Below are 16,685 nucleotides of genomic sequence, written 5' to 3' on the forward strand. Positions count from 1 at the left end.
ATGGCAAAATGAGGCGCACGGTCGGGATGAAGAAGAAGGTACACGCGTGATACCGTTTAATGACTTGGACTTCGATGCGGTGATTGCCCGCTCGCAAGCAGCCTGCGACGCGCTTAGCGACGATGATGACGGGTTGAAGCGGGAAGTGCTGGCCCATGCCGGCAACCGATGGTCGCTCGGCATCGTCCATGCTTTGGGGGTCGCCGGTACGCTACGCCACGCCGAACTGGCGCGACGGCTTGAAGGCGTCACGCAGCGCATGTTGACCCGATCCTTGCGTCACTTGGAACGCGATGGGCTCATTCTCCGCCGCGACTACGGGGAGGTGCCGCCACGGGTCGATTACACGCTGACGCCCATGGGACGGGGCTTGCTCGTAGGGATGATGCCGCTTTGGAGCTGGATCATCGACAATGCCTCGGAGTTCAGGGCAGCACGCACACGGTTCGACCATGATGGACCAGTTGCTTACGATCCTGCGGAAGCCCGAAGCCTTCCCAATTAGGAACCCATAGCGGGACAGTCGCCTTGGCGATCACGGCCAGAGCCGTCCGGGGCACCCCGTTTCCCAAAATCTGTTCCCGATTTCTCTTTCCCGAAATGGACTGTCGGAGACGGAGAAACGGGAAAGATCGCGCTTGACGAATGGCCGGTCTCGGGAGACCGGATCGCCATCCGTCTTGAGCAGCGCGAGGGAACGCCTTGACGGATTATCGGACCTTTCTGGCATCGTGCGTAAGTTTGGACGACGGCTTCTTCGGGACGTCGCCAGAGGCGGCATGGCGCGTGGGCAGCGTCCTTTACGCCCGGCGGGACGATTGCTTTGCAGCCGTCCGAAAGGCCCCGGTACTATGCAGGGGCTACGAGTTCGAGGGACTTTGGGCGCTGCCCGGAGGAATGATCCGAATGCAAGGGGGGCGGCACAGCTTCGAGGAGGCGCTTTGGTTTGCGGTAGAAGACCGCGCCTTGCGGGAGGCCGGCATCTCCACCGACGGTTGTTCGGAATATCTTCCAGCTTCGCATCTGGGCCCGGTCGTCACCAGCTACGCCGCCAAAGGCTCCAGACGCCACACGCTCGTGACAGTCATGACCTGCAGCGTAGCCTCACACAGCTGGATTGGCCGGCGCTCGGATTCGAGGGCCGCTCACTCGCGCATCTGGTCATGCAGAGCGGCCGATTCTTCGTCGGGCACCGCGCCAGCAACGACGTCTCGGCGCTCACCAGCCTGCTTGAAACGATCGCGACGGACGAACGTACAATCCTTTCGCATCCGTTGGAACGCTGCATGCTGGATAGTTTTCGAATAGACGCGGTCGGGGCTCCTTTCGATGCGAAGGACGTGTTGAAAGCGCACGGCTACCGATGGAATTCCGATCGACGGTTCTGGTCGCGCGAAGTCGGCTTTGTGGACGTCGCGGAAGAGACCGAGTGGCTCGACCAACGGGTCTATCGTGGACGTGGAACGCCGAACGTGCAGCGGGTGACGCCCGGCGAGCGGTTTGCCGCGCGAGCCGACCGATAGCTGTGATCACCGAGGGTGAATGAACGGCGGTTTACCGCTCGCTGTAGCCGAAAGCGGTCAGACCGCTAACCACCAGAATGTCGCGGTAGCGCTCTGACGCTGCACATTCCATTCGACTTCGTTGCGCCCCAGAGCGACAGGGTTGGCACGCGAATGCGGGGGTTGAGTCGCCCCGACCGCCCCGAGTGATCCATCACCGGGGCTCTGGTCAGTGGGGCAGCATCGACGCTGCTCCTGACCGGAGACCGCACCATGACCAAACTCAGTGATACACAAGCCATCCTCCTCGCGTCCGCATGCCAGCGGGCGGATGGCAGCATGCTGCCACTGCCCACGAGCATCAAGCCCGGCGGCGGTGCCGCCAAGGCTGTCGCTGCCCTTCTCCGGCAGCAACTGGCCGAAGAACGCGAAGTCGTCGGTGGAGCGCCAGTCCACCGCACTGATGGGGATATTAGCGTCGGTTTGTTCGTCACGACCGCTGGCAGGGTCGCCATCGGCATGGCCGATGCCAGCGAGCAGACTACCAACACCACCCCCGCGCCATCGCCCGAGATTGCTGACGCGGGAAAAACCCCGACAAAGATCGCGACCGTTCTGGCGCTCATAGGACGCCCAGACGGCGCGCTGGCGAGCGAGCTAACAGAGGCCACCGGCTGGCTGCCGCACACCATGCGCGCGGCCCTTACCGGGCTGCGCAAGAAAGGCCACGCCGTTGAGCGCGTTAAATGCAGCGGCGTCACGGGCTACCGTATCATGGCTGCCGCATGATGGACGTCGCAGTCTTTATAGCGGAGATGGAAACGGAGGCGACGGCGGCCCTCCGCGGGCGCTGGCACGAGCTTGTCGGTAGTCCAGCACCGCGGGTCAGCCCGAAGATGCTGCGCCTGGCACTTGCCTGGGAGATCCAGGCACGCGCATCGGGTGGGCTGTCGCGGTCGTGCTCCCGGACGCTCGATCAGCTCGGCCGCGCCCAAACCCGTACCCGGACCGTGGTTGCAGGCATGCGGTTGGTCCGCGAATGGGGCGGACGCGTGCACGTCGTCGTCGTCGGCGAGGATCGGATCATCCGCTGGGACGACCGCGACTGGCGCTCGCTGTCCGAGGTTGCGCGCGCGATCACCGGCACGCGCTGGTCGGGTCCGGCCTTCTTCGGTTTGAAGACAAAGGCGGTAGCTGAATGAAGCAGATCCGCTGCGCGATCTACACGCGCAAATCCTCCGATGAAGGGCTGGAGCAAAGCTTCAACAGCCTCGATGCCCAGCGCGAAGCGTGCGCGGCCTATATCCTCAGCCAGGCGAGCGAAGGCTGGTTGGCGCTGCCCGACATTTATGACGATGGCGGTTTGTCCGGCGGCACGCTCGAACGCCCTGCCCTCAAGCGCCTGCTCGCCGAAGTGGCTGCGGACCGTGTCGATATCATCGTCGTCTACAAGGTCGACCGGCTGACCCGCTCGCTGTTCGACTTCGCCAAGCTCGTCGAGACGTTCGACGCGGCAGGCACCAGCTTCGTGTCCGTCACCCAGTCGTTCAACACGACCACCAGCATGGGGCGGCTGACGCTCAACATGCTGCTGTCGTTCGCGCAGTTCGAGCGCGAGGTGACCGCGGAACGCATTCGCGACAAGATCGCGGCGTCCAAGGCGCGGGGTATGTGGATGGGCGGCACGCCGCCGCTTGGCTATGCGCCGGATGAGCGCAGCCTCGTCATTGTCGAAGAGCACGCGAAACTCATCCGCGGTCTGTTCGCGCGATATCTGGCTCTCGGCAGCGTACGAAGCCTGCAGGGGGAGCTCAGCCGCGACGCGGTCACCCTTCCCCGACGGATGACACTTGGCGGCAAACCGATGGGCGGCGGTGCCTTCACACGCGGTCAAATCTATCAGATTCTGAAGAACGTCACCTACGCAGGCAAGATCGGTCACAAGGGCATTGTCCACGCCGGGCTGCACCCGGCGATCATTGATGAACCGACGTTCGCCGCCGTGCAGGCGATGCTCGCCGACCACGTCCAGGGGCACCGGACACGTGCATCTGCAAGCGAGGCCAGTCCGCTCGCCGGCAAGATCGTCGATGCCGAGGGCGAACCGCTGGTGGCGACACACGCCAATAAGGGCAAAATGCGCCACCGCTATTATGTTAGTCGTGGCCTGCAGCACGGCACGACCGCGACGGGATTGCGGATCCCCGCACGCGAGATCGAGACGCTCGTCGCCGAGCGCGTTCAACAGCTGTTTGCACACCCGCTGGAACTGGCGGCCCTCACATCCCTCGATGTTCAGGTTCACCAGATCGCTGAGCTTCACGCACGCTGCACCCAGCTATCGGTCGATGTGCGAGAGCCTCGCTCCCCCGTGCTCGCGGGCATCGTTCACAAAGTTGAGGTGGGCGCCACCACCGTGACTGTCAGCTGCGACAGCGAGATGGTTGCCAGATCGCTCGGTATAGCCCGGCTTGATGACGGAACGACGACGATCGAAACGTCATGCGCCGCGCGGCTGACGCGGTCGGGACGCGCGCTTCGGCTGGTGCAGGACAATGGCCGCGTCGCGCACGCGACACCTGACCGCTCGTTGGTACGGCTCCTCGTCCAGGCAAGGCGCTGGTGGTCGATACTGCGCGCCGGCGAGATAAGCGCGAGCGAACTCGCCGTTCGAGAAGGCGTCACACACTCCTATGTCATACGCGTCACTCGCCTCGCGTTTCTCGCACCGGCCGTAACCGAAGCGATACTCGCCGGGCGTCAGCGGGCCAGCGTTACCGCCGCCAGCCTAACGGTCGAGGGCGCCGTTGCGCTTGAGTGGCAGACCCAGATGGCAGAGATGTTGCCGGGACGGGCAATCGGATAATGAACCAACGTAGGCGAAACTGACTATCGACACGCTCAACGTCGGCGAAGCGCAATCGCTGCCGCTTGCGCGAGAAGCCCAGCATCCGCCGCGGCGCTGGATACGACAGCGGCACGCTCGGCAAGCGGGAGGTTACCCTCACCAATGATGGCGATGGCGGAGGCATCTTCCATGATAGCGCCCGCGAGGTCAGCAGCCTTGAGACAAGCTCTTCACAATCGTCCATGCCGACAGGAAGGACGACCCTGCGGCGGAAGTCGAGACGCAGCTTTGTCGCGGTCGCAGATGGTCGTCACTCGTGCTCAGCGAACAGCTCCGCGATAGGCACTTCGAGCGCATCGGCAAACCGCTGAACGATGGTGACCGTCGGGTTGCGCGCGCCCCGTTCGATGCCGCTGACATAGGTCCGGTCGATCCCGAACTGCAGCGCAAACTTCTCCTGCGCCAAACCCCTGGCGCGCCGAAGCCGGCGTATGTTTTGTCCGAGGCGCTGGCGCACATCCATCGCCGTTGCATCAACAGCGATGTTGCCTGTCGCACCACGGACGATGAGTATCATTTTCGAGTGGACTTGCTGTCGCACGCAAGCGACGCCGGTGGACATGGACCAGATCAGCCCCTCGAAGATTCGCTTCATCAAGCTTGGCGCCGGTGGCCGGTGGGAAGGCGCGCTGGATCGTGGACGCCTCGAATGGGGCACCAAGGACGACCGCCATGTTGCCGGACTCACCGGCGACTGGGCGGCAGTGAGCCAGGCCTACATCGCGCAGGGTCGTATCCAGTCGACAGCGACGGGCTACACAAACGAGGCACGCGCCTTCTTCGATGGCGATTCCGACGCAATGTGGATCACGTTCGCGCGTGGCCGCATGTGGTGGTGTTTGGCTAACCCCGAGGTTCATGTGGCGGCAGACGGCAATGGCATCGATGCAGCATATTACCGGGCGACGCGCGGCGGCTGGAGCGACCGCGACATCGACGGCCGCGTGCTCGACTTCGAGCGGTTGAGCACGCGCCTTTCACAGCTTCAGGGCTACCAGCGCACTATCTGCAGCCTTAGGGAGGATCAGGAAGCGCTCTGCCGGCGCTACATCAACGCCACAACTGATCCCGTCCAGGCCGCGGTCGCCGCGGCGCGACTGGAACTCAGGCTGCATCTGCAGGCACTCATCCAGCAGCTGACATGGCACGACTTCGAGCAGCTGATCGACCTAGCGCTGGCGCGAACCGGCTGGGTTCGGATGTCATCGCTGGGCGGGACGATGAAGGACGTCGATCTTGTCGTCGAACAGTCCTTCACACGCGAACGTATGGCGGTGCAGATCAAATCGAGCGCGAACCAGCAGGTGGTCGACGATTACGCCAGACGGCTCGACGAACGAAACGCCGGCGAACGCATCATGCTCATCTGTCACTCGCCGGCCGGAACTCTTGTCGTACCGCCATCGACAGGCAGCCGTCGCCTCGAGCTGGTACAAGGCAGCGAGGTTGCCGACCTCGCCATCAACGCCGGGCTCGTCGACTGGACCATAGCCCGCGCCCTATAATGGCCGCTACTTTCCGGTAGCATCGAGGTTCACGGAACCGATCGATTGTATTCCGCAAAGTGGTGCCGCATCTCGTCGTCGCGCATACCCTCTTCTCTCAAAAGATTGAGGAGCACCATGGCTCGCTCCTGCTCCATCTCCGGGGTAAGCCGGTGATCCTCGATGGTCCTGTCGAACGCACCAATATCCTTCAGCGCCTTTAGCGCCTTGAGGCGCTGCGCAGGTGTTCCGGCCAGTCCGTCGTTGACGATACCAAGAACAATAGCCTGCTTCTTAGGCAATCGACGTTCACGTCCGTTTATGAAAACCGATACCATTTCGTTCACCGCTTCGTGCGCGAGCACTTCGAGCGTCGCGTCCCGCGCCTTCTTCTTGTGGCTTGGTCCTCTTGGATTGCCGGACTTCCCCTTCTTGAACTGGTGTTCGGCCGGCGGCTTGCCCTTGCCGACGGCATAATCGCGATCGTCATAATGTCCCATCATGCATTCTCCTCGGCATCGGCAGTCTCGGTGGCGGCATCAGGCTCACGGTGCAGCCGTTGAGCCTTGCCGCCGGTCAGCTTTTCCCAGCGCGCGATGGTGCGATCCACATAGATTGGATCGAATTCGATGAGCCGCGCATGACGACCCGTACGCTCGGCGGCGATCAGCGTGCTGCCCGAGCCACCAAACGGGTCCAGCACTCGGTCGCCAATATTCGTCACATCGAGCAGCGCCTCGGCCATAAGCACGACCGGCTTGACGGTTGGGTGCAACGCCCGCGCCTTGTTCTTTGCCTGCCCAAATCCGATCATGCCAGGAAACGACCAGACGTTGGTGCGGTCGCGACCATTCTTGCCAAGCGCGACATTGTTGATGTGCGGGGCGGCGCCATTCTTGAACACCGCGACGCATTCGTGCTGGCTTCGGTACAGCGAGCCCATCCCGCCCCTGCCCTTGTCCCACATGCAGATGTTCAGGCGCTCGCTGAACACCTGCTCGCCGACGCGAAGCAGCTCGAGCAGGTGAGCATGGTCCATGCAGACGAAAACGATTGCGCCATCGGTGAGCTGCTCGCGGGCATTCACCAGCGCGGTGTCGAGAAAGCCTTCGAATTCGCCCTGCGTCATTTCGCCTGACGCCATGACAAAGTCACCATGCTTTGCCGAGCTCGTCACGTGCCCCTGGATCTTCACATTGTACGGTGGATCGGTGAAGCAGCACGCCGCCCGTTCCGCACCCATAAGCTTCACGTAGACCGACGGCTCTAGACTGTCGCCGCATATGATCCTGTGATCCCCAAGTGCGTAAAGATCGCCAGGCCGTGTCACCGGCTCCTCGTCGATTTCGGGCAGGTCACAGTCGAGATCATCATACCGCCCGGCAAGGTAGCGCCCATCGAGACGATCCATCTCGCCAATGGTGAAGCCGGTGAGCGTTAGATCCAGCGTCGGCACGTCCGCGCGAATCTCCTCGAGCTCGATGCGCAAAGCGTCGAGATCATAGTTTGCCACCCCGGGCAGCTTGTTCGCTGCAATGGCATAGGCGCGCAACTCGGCATCGCTCAGATGAGATATGCGAATAACCGGGACCTCCCTGAAGCCCAGCTTGAGCGCAACTTCGACACGAAGGTGTCCGTCGATGATGACGTTCGCGCTGTTAATGGTGATGGGATCGAGGATTCCGTATTCACGGATACTTGCCTCAACGATCTGCCGCTTCTTTCCACTGTGCGTCCGGGTCCGCCGAGCGGCAGGCGTCAGGTTTGCTAATGCCACCAGCTCCCATTCGCCGAGCGCAGATGCCCGATTAGAGCCATGTTCTGATTTTACCTTCGTCACGCAATCACCTCACATAAAAAGGCGGCTCGCGAAGTTTCACGAAGACGCCAACCACGCACTCATTTGGCCTCGTCTTCTGGTTTCAGAGATAGCTCGAGATTTTATCACGTCAATAGCCTCTCATACTCCACATGTAATTATTTCGATTAAGGCTATACTTTACATTTGTCCGGCAAACCGCCCAATTTACTTTCGTCGGTGCGGAATACGCACATTCACTGCAACCGACATGCGCTTACGCTGCCAAGGCACGTTATTTTCGCTGCCGGAAACTACAGGGAACGCTGCCGCTAAATTACGCAGATTGCTCGCTTTTCTCGATAAGAAATGCATCATTCATTGCACGAAATGGCGAACGCACGGGTTGGCAGGGAATAGCAGGGAAACGGTACTGGCTGCCCTGACTGCAGAGAAAGGCAGGCGCGTGGCGCGCGTTTGCGGTCTGACTGACATCTCTGGGGTACCGTTGCAGACGCAAAAAGGCGCCGAACTGCGCCGTTTCAGGGCGCCGGTCGGCGTGCGTTCGCTAATTCTGGGACTAAATGGCGGAGCGGGTGGGATTCGAACCCACGATACGCTTTTGACGTATACTCACTTTCCAGGCGAGCGCCTTCGACCACTCGGCCACCGCTCCGCATTGCTCTGGAAGGGGGTCTGCTAGTGCGGGTTTCGCGTGTGCGCAAGCGATTGCGTGCGGTGATGCACTCGGGCAGTCTTCGGGGATGTTGAATCTCCTTCTTGCCGCCGCGCTCGCGCAGGCCGTTGCTGCACCAGCCCCGGTCGCCGCGACACTTCCCTCGGATCCGTTGCCGGCTGACTGGAAGGCGGTACCGGACGACGAACTGCTCGTGTTTACGCTGGCCGACGGGCATCGCTTCACGGTGCGGTTGGCGCCGCGATACGCGCCCGTGCACGTCGCCAACATCCGCAAGCTCGCCGCGGCGCATTGGTGGGATACGGGAACTAGCGTGTACCGGGTGCAGGACAATTACGTCGCGCAATGGGGCGATGCGACCGAGAAGAAGCCGCTTGTCGCTGGCGTGGTCGCGAATCCGCCGGCGGAATACTCGCATGCCGGGCCGACCACCGTGGCGCGCCTGTCGCAGCGCGATCCCTATGCCGAATGGGCGGGGTATAGCCGCGACGGGTGGCCGCTGGCGGGCAATGGCGCGACCGAGTGGGTGCCGCATTGCTATGGGATGGTGGGCGTCGCGCGTGATCTGGCGCCGAGCACGGGAAGCGGCGCGGAGCTGTATACCGTGATCGGCCATTCGCCGCGTGCGCTCGACCGGAACATCGCGGTGGTCGGACGCGTGATCGACGGGGTCGAGTGGCTGTCGTCGCTGCCGCGCGGGACGGGAGACCTGGGGTTCTACAAGACCGAGGGGGAGCGTAGCCCGATCGTGTCCGCCCGCCTCGCGAGCGAACTGCCCGCCGCCGAGCGACCGCATTTCGAATATCGCGCGGCGGACAATGCGCGGTTCGTGGCGTGGATCGCGTCGCGGGAGAATCGGGCGGGGCCGTTCTTCACGGTACCGGCGGGCGGCGCGGACATCTGCGCCGCGCTGCCACCGGTGCGTAAAGCACCCTAGCGGATGACGGGCGGCTTGCCGAACAGGCCTGCGTTATAGTCTTCGATCGCCTGCACGATCTCTTCGCGCGTGTTCATGACGAACGGGCCGTGTGAGACAACGGGCTCGCCGATCGGGTCGGCGTGGCCGTAGAGGATCGTCGCGGGAGTTTCGGTTTCGACGGTGATCGTGTCGCCATCGCTGCCGAACGTGGCGAGATGATGCGGCTTGATCGGTGTGCCGTTCGCCGAGGGCGAGCCGGCAACGACGTAGAAGAAGACCGCGCGGCCGCTTGGCGCTAGCAGGTCGAGCTTGGCGCCGGCTTCGAGTTCGACGGTCATCATCGCAACATCGGTCAGCGATTCGATCGGGCCGCGATCATCGCCGAAGCTGCCCGAGATCAGATTCACGGTGCCACCTTCGACCGGGATCGCGGGAATGTCCTCGCGCTGGAGGCCGGTATAGGCGGGCTTGGCCATTTTGAGCCGGCCGGGGAGGTTGACCCAGAGTTGCAGGATCTCCAGCGGGCCGCCGTCGCGCTTGAACGAGGCGGGCGAGATTTCGGCGTGGATCAGGCCCGAGCCTGCGGTCATCCACTGGATGCCGCCGGCGCGGATCACGCTTTCGTGACCGCCGCTGTCGAGGTGCGCCATCTCGCCTTTCAGGATGAAGCTGACTGTCTCGAAGCCGCGGTGCGGATGCGGGCCGAACGGGAGGCCGGTGTTGCCGGGGCGATAGGTCTGTGGGCCGTGATGGTTGAGGAACAGGAACGGATCGACCTGTGCCAGGCCCGGCCCCGGTAGCGGGCGGCGGGTGACGAGATCGGCGATGTCGTCGCGCTCGGCGGGGTATTGGTGGAGGACCTGCCGCATGTCAGGACGCCTCGCGGTCGGCAGCGGTCGGGCGCGCGATGTCGGCGAGCAGGTCATCTACGCCGCCTTTCAGGAAGTCGAGGGTGCGCTGATCGGTGAGGCGACCATCGACGATCTTCTCGTGCACGGCGCCGACGACGGCTTGCGGACGCAGGACGGTACGGGCGCCGATCGACGCCAGCGTCTCGTTGAGTTGCGCGTGCGCACGCGCGCCGCCTACCGCACCGGGTGACGAGGTTAACGTGAAGACCGGCTTGCCCGTGAGCGTCGCCTTGCCGTGCGGGCGTGAGGCCCAGTCGAGCGCGTTCTTCAGGACGCCGGACATGCCGTGATTATATTCGGGAGAGGCGATGACGATCCCATCGGCCGCGCCGATCGCCGCGCGCAGGGCTGCGGCGGCTTCGGGGGGCGTGTCGGTGTCGGCGTCCTGATCGTAGAGGGGCACGTCGTTCAGCGCGAAGACCGTCAGCGCGGCCTTGTCAGTGATCGCGTCGCCAAGCGCGGTCAGGATCGCGGTATTGTACGAGCCGCGGCGCAGGCTGCCGGAGATAGCGAGCAGGACGGGAAGAACCATGGGATTTCCTTTAGCGTATTGAACGATGAATGGATCCTCCCCCGCCAGGGAGAGGTGGCTGGCGCTTGCCAGACGGAGGGGGAGGAAAGGGAAACAGTCGTTCCGTATCCTCCCCCTCCGTCACCTTCGGCGACACCTCCCCCTGGCGGGGGAGGATCGAGAGGGCGCCGCCACACTCAGGGAAAGCGGTAGCCGGAGATTGCGGTTTGTAGGACGCGCTCCCCGTAGACGTGTGCGCCGGGCTGGTCGGAGGCGCCGGCGGCGACCATCAGCGGGAGAAGATGCTCTTCGCGCGGATGCGAGAGACGGCCGGCGGGGGCTTCGGCCCAATTGGCTAGCGCGGCGGTGCGCGCGGTGGGTTCGGACTCGACTGCGGCGGTCAGCCACTGGTCGAACGCTTCGGACGGTGCGGTAAAACGCGGGTCGCCGTAGCCGCGCATGTTGTGGAAGCTCATGCCCGAGCCGACGATCAGCACGCCTTCGTCGCGTAAGGGGGCGAGTGCACGGCCGGCGGCGGCGTGTAGCGTAGGGTCGAGATCGCGGTCGACCGACATCTCGACGACCGGCATGTCGGCGTCGGGGAATGCGACCTTCATCGGGATAAAGACGCCGTGATCGAGGCCGCGCGTGGGGTCGATGGTCGCGGTCATTCCGGCGCCACGGAGCAGGTCGGCGGCGCGGGCTGCCAGCGCGGGGTCGCCGGGGGCGTCGTAGCGCAGTTCGTAGGTGTGCTGGGGGAAGCCGCCATAGTCGTAGATCAGCGGCGGGGTGGCAGCACCGGTGAAGGCGAAGCCCCGCGTTTCCCAGTGGCCGGAGACGACGAGGATCGCCTTGGGCTTTTCGGGCAGCGAGGCGGCGATCGACCGGAGATATGCGGCCATGCCGGTCCAGTTGCCGGCGGGGTCATCCATGAAGAAACAGGGCCCGCCACCGTGCGGGATGAAGAGCGTTGGCTGGCGGGTGTTTGTCATGGCTTCGAAGTAGGCGGCGGTGGCGGCGATCGGAAGGCCGCGAATGGCAACGCTGCGTTGCCGGTTGGCGCGGCGGTCAGGTCCAGTAGAGGATCCGGGCCTGGGGGAGCTTGGCGGCGATCTCGTCCTGGAAGAAGGTGCGGAGCGCGCGCATCGTTTCGGCGTCGTAGACGTATTTTACCGAGCCGAACTTGGTGCGTTTCTCCGTGCGGTTGGCCATGCTGAGGTCGAGCGACGAGCCGGGGTACCAGGTTTCGAGTACCGCCTTCGACCCGGGGGTGTAGCGGTGGGTGATCAGTTCGATCGTCACGTCGGGTATGTCGGCGAGCACCCTGCCCGCCTCCGCTAACAGTTCGCCATACGCCTCGCGCCAGCCTTCGGCGGCGATGATCGGGGCGACCGTGAGGCCGATCTTGTAGCCGGCGTCTGCCATCGTGCGCAGCGCCACCAGCCGCGCGGCGACGGGGCTCGTGCCGCCTTCGAAGCGCGCATAGGCGGCGGGGTTGATCGAGGCGCGCATGCGGGTGCGGCCGCGGTGATCTAGCGTCAGCAATGGCTCGACCGCGTCGAACTTGGTGGTGAAGCGCAGTTGCACGTCGGCTTCCCACGCGCCGAAATGTGCGATCAGCGCTGACAGCGATCCGGTGACGTGTTCGATGCCGAGCGGATCGGTGTAGCAGGACGCCTCAAACGTCGTGCCCTCGTACGCGCGGGCGGTCGAACGCGAGGTTACGGTGCCCTGGCCGAGATGCGCGGGGAGTTCGGCGAGGATCTCGGGCAAGTTCGCGTAGACGCGGGTGATGGGAGGGCCCTTGAGCGAGCCCGCCAGGTAGCAATAGCCGCAATGCGCAGGGCAGCCTTCGGCGAGGTCGATCCGCCAGTCGGCGCTGGGGGCGATCGGCTGGAGCTTGCGCTTCGAGGGTGGCGCGACGACCAGCGCCAGCGTTGCCTTTGCTTCCGCGTAGGCGCGGCGGAAGTCGGCGGGGAAGTCGAGCTTGAGGCGGTCGCTCGGTAGCGCCGTGACCGGTACGCCGCGTGCGGTAGCCCGCGCGGCGATCTCGGCACCATGTTCCCAGGTCAGCGCGGATGGGGTCGCCAGCAGGCGGCGGGGTTGCCAGAGTTTTTGGGAACGCATTGGGGGACAACGCCGGCCATCACCGATGCGTTGCCGCTATTTGACCGGGCGTTTCTCGAGCTTTCGCGCGAGCGTGCGGCGGTGCATGCCGAGGCGGCGCGCGGTCTCGGAGATGTTGAAGTCGGTTTCGGCGAGCGTGGTGTGGATACGCTCCCATTCGAGCGTCTTGATCGAGGTCGGGCGCTCGGAGAGTTCGGTGTCGACGCTGCCCTCCGTGCGATCGAATGCGGCTTCGATGTCGTCGGTGTTCGAGGGTTTGACGAGGTAGTGCGACGCACCGAGCTTGATCGCCTCGACCGCGGTGGCGATGCTGGCGAAACCGGTGAGGACGACGACGAGGATCTCGGGGTCGTGCGCGTGGAGAGTCTGGACGCAGACCAGGCCGGAGGCGCCGCCCAGCTTCAGGTCGACGACGGCATAACGGGGCGTGCGCTCGGCTAGCTGTTCGACGAGTTCCTCGTGGCTGGCGGCTTGCATCACTTCGTAGCCGCGGCGTTCGAACGATCGGCGGAGCGTGCGGGCGAAGGTTTCGTCGTCCTCGACGATGGCGAGAAGCTTGGGTTCGGTCATTTGGGTCGCACCGATCCGACACGCGTGTTTGGACAACGGTTGTCCCAAACCACTCCGTCACCCCGGACTTGTTCCGGGGTCCACGGTTCTGCAAACCGCAATCTCTCGATTTTGCGGCACGGTGGATGCCGGAACAAGCCCGGCATGACGGAAGCCTTAGCTCGAACAGACTGTCGATCCGTACCCATCACGAGAGCGCAATCGCGGAGAGGGGCATGCGGATCGTGACTTCGGCGCCGCCGCCTTCGCAGTTTACGACGGATACGCCACCACCGAGTTTGCGCATGACGTTGACGGCTAGGAACAGGCCGAGACCGTGGCTGGGTTCGCGCTTGCTCGACTGATAGGGTTTGCCGAAGCTGGCGAGGCGTTCCTTGCTGAAGCCGGGGCCGCGGTCGCGGACGATCAGGGCGAGGTCGCCGTCGCTGCGCTCGCCGCGGAACGCAACCCAGTGCGGCGAGGCTTCGGCGGCGTTGTCGAGCACGTTGGCGATCACCTGTTTCAATGCGGGGTCGGACACGACCTGCGGATCGTCGCCGACTCGCGTGGTGTAGTCGAACTCTACACCCGCATGGACCGCGCGCCATTCGTCGACGATCGCGTCGAGGAACTGGTGCAGCGGCATGATCTCGGGCGCTTCGCCGCGCGCTTCGCCGGCGGACAGGAGGATGCCGGTGACGATCGCCTTGCAGCGCTGCACCTCGGACTGCATCTCGACGATCTCGGCCTGGAGGTCGGCGTCCTGGGCGAGTGTCGGCATGCGGCGCCAGTCGGCGAGGATGACCGCGATCGACGCGAGCGGCGTGCCGAGTTCATGCGCTGCACCGGATGCGAGGAGCCCCATGCGGACGATGTGGTCCTCCTCCGCGGCCTGCTGGCGAAGGTCAGCTAGGCGCGTGTCGCGGGCGCGCAAATTGCCGGTGATGCGGGCCATGAAGAGCATCAACAGCGTCGCGATCAGCATGAAGCAGAGCAACGAACCGATCGTGTAGAGCAGGAAATACTCGCCGCTGTAGTTCGGGGGCAGGATCAGCGGGTGGTAATAGAGCGTGAGCACCCCGAAACAGGCAGCGGTGACGGCGACGATCGCCCAGCTCGACCAGCGATCGAGCAGCACCGCGCCGAGCACGACGTGGAGCAGGTAGAGCGAAATGAACGGGTTGGTGGCGCCGCCCGCGAGATAAAGCTGCGTGGTGAGCAGGCCGACGTCGAACAACAGCGCGAGCAAGAGCTGGATGTTCGCGCCTTTGCGCCAGCCGTAGAGCGGCATGCTCGCGAGGTTAAGGCCTACCGCGGCGGCGAGCGCGGCCATCATCGGGACGAGCGGCAGGTCGAAGCCGAGCGCGAACCGTGCGAACAAGATGGTGACGAGCTGACCGGCGACTGCGATCCAGCGCAGCGTCACGAGCTGGCGCATGTTGGCGTTGCCGGTCGCGTCGGTGCGCGCGGTCGCGAGCGCGAGCCAACGTTGCCAGCCCTGGCGTGCGCCCGCCGTTGTCATGCGTCCCCCGTTGTCATGCGTCTGGGGCCCCTCGCCGCTTGCGCGCATCCTGGCGGACGAACACGACGAAAGCGACGATGGTCATCGCGGCGAGTGCGAACCAGGTCAGCATGTAGACGAGGTGGTTGTTGGGGAAGGCGATGATCGTCAGGCCGCCGACCGGGGCGGCGGTGCCGGACTTGTCCGCGTCGACGAAATAGGGCGCGACGTTCGAGAGGCCGCGGGCCTTGGCGATCGCGGCGACGTCGCGCGAATACCATTTGCCGGTGGCGGGGTCGTTGTGGCGCAGGAAGCCTCCGCCGAGCTCGGTGATGCGGAGATAGCCGGTGATCGTGACCGGGCCGGTCGGCTTGGTATGCGCGACGCGCTGTTCGGGCGAGACGTAGCCGCGATTTACAAGGACGGTGAAGCCTTGGGCGGTCCGCAAGGGAGTGACGACCCAATACCCGCTGCCGAGCGCGGTGGCGGCGCGGACCAGAGTCTCACGCGAATTATCGAGGGTGCCGTCGAGGCGGATGCGACGATAGGTGTCGGTGGTAGCGGTGATCGCGCCCCAGGAGGCGGGTCCGGGCGGGGCGACCGGCGCGGCATGTGCACGCGCCGCGACCTGTTCGATCAGGTTGAGTTTCCAGGCGCGGCGCTCGACCTGCCAGATGCCGAGCGCCATGAACCCGGCGAACAGCAGGAGCGCGACCAGACCTGCGACGTAGACGGCAGGGCCCGGTCGCGTGCTCATCACATATCCGCCGCGGCCTGCATCGGCATCATGTTCGTGTTCATGTGGTACATCACCCAGATCGATCCGCTGAGCGTGATGACAACGAGGATGATCGTGAAGATCAACGCCATCATCGTCCAGCCGCCCTCCGACTTGCCGCTCATGTGCAGGAAGTAGATCATGTGGACGACGATCTGCGCGACCGCGAACACCATCACGACGAGCGCGGCGGTCGACGGATCCTTGAACGCGCCGGTCATGACTGCCCAGAACGGGATAGCGGTCAGGATGACCGAGAGCAGGAACCCCTTGATGTAGCTGCCCCGCGTGCCGTGCGCGGCATGATCGTGATCGCCGTGATCCGCATGCGCATCATGCGTGGTTGCGTGCGTGTCGCTCATCGTAGGGTGCCCATCAGATAGACGAAGGTGAAGACGCCGATCCAGATGACGTCGAGGAAATGCCAGAACATGCTGAGGCACATCAGGCGGCGCTTGTTCGCCGCGATCAGGCCGTGCTTCTGGACCTGGACCATCAGCGTGACGAGCCAGATCAGGCCCATCGTGACGTGGAGGCCGTGCGTGCCGACGAGCGTGAAGAACGACGACAGGAACGCGCTGCGGGTCGGGCCCGCACCCTCATGGATGAGGGTGGCGAACTCGTACATTTCGATCGACAGGAACGCGAGGCCGAACAGGCCGGTGAAGACCAGCCACATCTGCATGACGCGCTGGCGACCTTCCTCCATCGACAGCATCGCAAAGCCGTAGGTGATCGACGAGAACAGCAGCATCGCGGTGTTCACCGCCACCAACGGCAGCTCGAAAATCTCCTTCGGGCTGGGGCCGCCGGCATAGCTGTTGCCGAGCACGGCATAGGCCGCGAATAGCACCGCGAAGATGAGACAATCGCTCATCAGGTACATCCAGAAGCCCAGCATCGTGCTGCCGCCGTCGGGATGTTCGTGCTCGTCGATGTCGTAGAACGAGACCGGTTTGGTCTCGTTCAGACCGTCCTTCATGGGTATTGCGGACATCGC

Annotated in this window: 19 protein-coding genes and 1 tRNA gene; 7 read left to right on the forward strand and 13 right to left on the reverse strand. The window is 64.2% G+C overall.

Annotated features, from left to right (window positions below; translation table 11 throughout):
- The first annotated feature begins 64 nt into the window (after positions 1-64).
- The 5 genes from C8J46_RS01920 (at position 65) to C8J46_RS01940 (ending at position 4,368) form a co-directional block, all read left to right on the forward strand.
- The gene (locus C8J46_RS01920; RefSeq protein ID WP_132734532.1) at positions 65-505 is read left to right on the forward strand and encodes a helix-turn-helix domain-containing protein; all 441 of its coding nucleotides are present in this window, start codon (positions 65-67) and stop codon (positions 503-505) included.
- 658 nt (positions 506-1,163) lie between these two features.
- Positions 1,164-1,523: a hypothetical protein gene (locus C8J46_RS01925; protein WP_132734534.1), complete on the forward strand. Its 360-nt coding sequence runs from the start codon at positions 1,164-1,166 to the stop codon at positions 1,521-1,523.
- Between the two features lie 252 nt (positions 1,524-1,775).
- Complete coding sequence (locus C8J46_RS01930; protein WP_132734536.1) at positions 1,776-2,291, forward strand: DUF3489 domain-containing protein; 516 nt, start codon at positions 1,776-1,778, stop codon at positions 2,289-2,291.
- On the forward strand, positions 2,288-2,704 hold the full coding sequence (locus tag C8J46_RS01935) for a DUF2924 domain-containing protein (protein ID WP_243643173.1): 417 nt from the start codon (positions 2,288-2,290) through the stop codon (positions 2,702-2,704). Before C8J46_RS01930 ends, C8J46_RS01935 begins: the two co-directional genes overlap by 4 nt.
- Positions 2,701-4,368 carry a recombinase family protein gene (locus tag C8J46_RS01940; RefSeq protein WP_132734538.1) on the forward strand — a complete coding sequence of 556 codons (1,668 nt, stop codon included), beginning with the start codon at positions 2,701-2,703 and terminating at the stop codon, positions 4,366-4,368. Before C8J46_RS01935 ends, C8J46_RS01940 begins: the two co-directional genes overlap by 4 nt.
- A gap of 292 nt (positions 4,369-4,660) precedes the next feature.
- Here the strand turns inward: C8J46_RS01940 and C8J46_RS01945 are convergent, their stop codons facing one another.
- Entirely contained in the window at positions 4,661-4,972 is a 312-nt protein-coding gene (locus C8J46_RS01945; RefSeq protein WP_243643174.1) for a helix-turn-helix transcriptional regulator, read from the reverse strand.
- On the opposite strand from C8J46_RS01945, the gene C8J46_RS01950 reads away from it, so the two are divergent.
- The gene (locus C8J46_RS01950; RefSeq protein WP_165886434.1) at positions 4,971-5,915 is read left to right on the forward strand and encodes a restriction endonuclease; all 945 of its coding nucleotides are present in this window, start codon (positions 4,971-4,973) and stop codon (positions 5,913-5,915) included. The genes C8J46_RS01945 and C8J46_RS01950 overlap by 2 nt on opposite strands.
- 29 nt (positions 5,916-5,944) lie before the next feature.
- Here C8J46_RS01950 and C8J46_RS01955 read toward each other — a convergent pair whose 3' ends face one another.
- The 3 genes from C8J46_RS01955 to C8J46_RS01965 all read right to left on the reverse strand — a co-directional run bounded on the left by C8J46_RS01955 (position 5,945) and on the right by C8J46_RS01965 (position 8,368).
- Complete coding sequence (locus C8J46_RS01955; RefSeq protein ID WP_132734542.1) at positions 5,945-6,397, reverse strand: DUF5681 domain-containing protein; 453 nt, start codon at positions 6,395-6,397, stop codon at positions 5,945-5,947.
- Positions 6,394-7,734 carry a DNA methyltransferase gene (locus C8J46_RS01960; protein WP_132734544.1) on the reverse strand — a complete coding sequence of 447 codons (1,341 nt, stop codon included), beginning with the start codon at positions 7,732-7,734 and terminating at the stop codon, positions 6,394-6,396. Before C8J46_RS01960 ends, C8J46_RS01955 begins: the two co-directional genes overlap by 4 nt.
- Positions 7,735-8,277: 543 nt before the next feature.
- A tRNA-Ser gene (locus C8J46_RS01965) sits at positions 8,278-8,368 on the reverse strand.
- An 88-nt stretch (positions 8,369-8,456) separates the two neighbouring features.
- Between C8J46_RS01965 and C8J46_RS01970 the strand changes: the two genes are divergently transcribed.
- Positions 8,457-9,326: a peptidylprolyl isomerase gene (locus tag C8J46_RS01970; RefSeq protein WP_132734546.1), complete on the forward strand. Its 870-nt coding sequence runs from the start codon at positions 8,457-8,459 to the stop codon at positions 9,324-9,326.
- On the opposite strand, the gene C8J46_RS01975 is transcribed toward C8J46_RS01970, so the two are convergent.
- The 9 genes from C8J46_RS01975 to cyoC all read right to left on the reverse strand — a co-directional run bounded on the left by C8J46_RS01975 (position 9,323) and on the right by cyoC (position 16,682).
- Complete coding sequence (locus C8J46_RS01975) at positions 9,323-10,177, reverse strand: pirin family protein (protein WP_132734548.1); 855 nt, start codon at positions 10,175-10,177, stop codon at positions 9,323-9,325. The two genes, C8J46_RS01970 and C8J46_RS01975, sit on opposite strands and share 4 nt — an antisense overlap.
- A gap of 1 nt (position 10,178) precedes the next feature.
- Positions 10,179-10,751, reverse strand: coding sequence for an NADPH-dependent FMN reductase (locus C8J46_RS01980; protein ID WP_132734550.1), 573 nt, complete (start codon positions 10,749-10,751; stop codon positions 10,179-10,181).
- A gap of 176 nt (positions 10,752-10,927) precedes the next feature.
- The gene (locus C8J46_RS01985; protein ID WP_132734552.1) at positions 10,928-11,722 is read right to left on the reverse strand and encodes a class III extradiol ring-cleavage dioxygenase; all 795 of its coding nucleotides are present in this window, start codon (positions 11,720-11,722) and stop codon (positions 10,928-10,930) included.
- A gap of 76 nt (positions 11,723-11,798) precedes the next feature.
- Positions 11,799-12,857: a spore photoproduct lyase family protein gene (locus tag C8J46_RS01990; RefSeq protein ID WP_132734554.1), complete on the reverse strand. Its 1,059-nt coding sequence runs from the start codon at positions 12,855-12,857 to the stop codon at positions 11,799-11,801.
- A 36-nt stretch (positions 12,858-12,893) separates the two neighbouring features.
- Entirely contained in the window at positions 12,894-13,427 is a 534-nt protein-coding gene (locus C8J46_RS01995; protein ID WP_056490014.1) for a response regulator transcription factor, read from the reverse strand.
- Between the two features lie 187 nt (positions 13,428-13,614).
- Positions 13,615-14,844, reverse strand: coding sequence for an ATP-binding protein (locus C8J46_RS02000; RefSeq protein WP_207894097.1), 1,230 nt, complete (start codon positions 14,842-14,844; stop codon positions 13,615-13,617).
- Positions 14,845-14,941: 97 nt separating this feature from the next.
- Positions 14,942-15,664: an SURF1 family protein gene (locus tag C8J46_RS02005; RefSeq protein WP_132734558.1), complete on the reverse strand. Its 723-nt coding sequence runs from the start codon at positions 15,662-15,664 to the stop codon at positions 14,942-14,944.
- Positions 15,664-16,047, reverse strand: a complete 384-nt coding sequence (cyoD, locus tag C8J46_RS02010; RefSeq protein ID WP_132734560.1) for a cytochrome o ubiquinol oxidase subunit IV — start codon at positions 16,045-16,047, stop codon at positions 15,664-15,666. Before cyoD ends, C8J46_RS02005 begins: the two co-directional genes overlap by 1 nt.
- Positions 16,044-16,682 (reverse strand): cytochrome o ubiquinol oxidase subunit III, encoded by a 639-nt coding sequence (gene cyoC, locus C8J46_RS02015; protein ID WP_243643175.1) that lies wholly within the window; start codon positions 16,680-16,682, stop codon positions 16,044-16,046. The genes cyoD and cyoC overlap by 4 nt, the downstream gene beginning before the upstream one ends.
- Positions 16,683-16,685 lie beyond the last annotated feature (3 nt).

It is taken from the genome of Sphingomonas sp. PP-F2F-A104-K0414, assembly GCF_004340945.1.
Lineage (GTDB): Bacteria > Pseudomonadota > Alphaproteobacteria > Sphingomonadales > Sphingomonadaceae > Sphingomonas.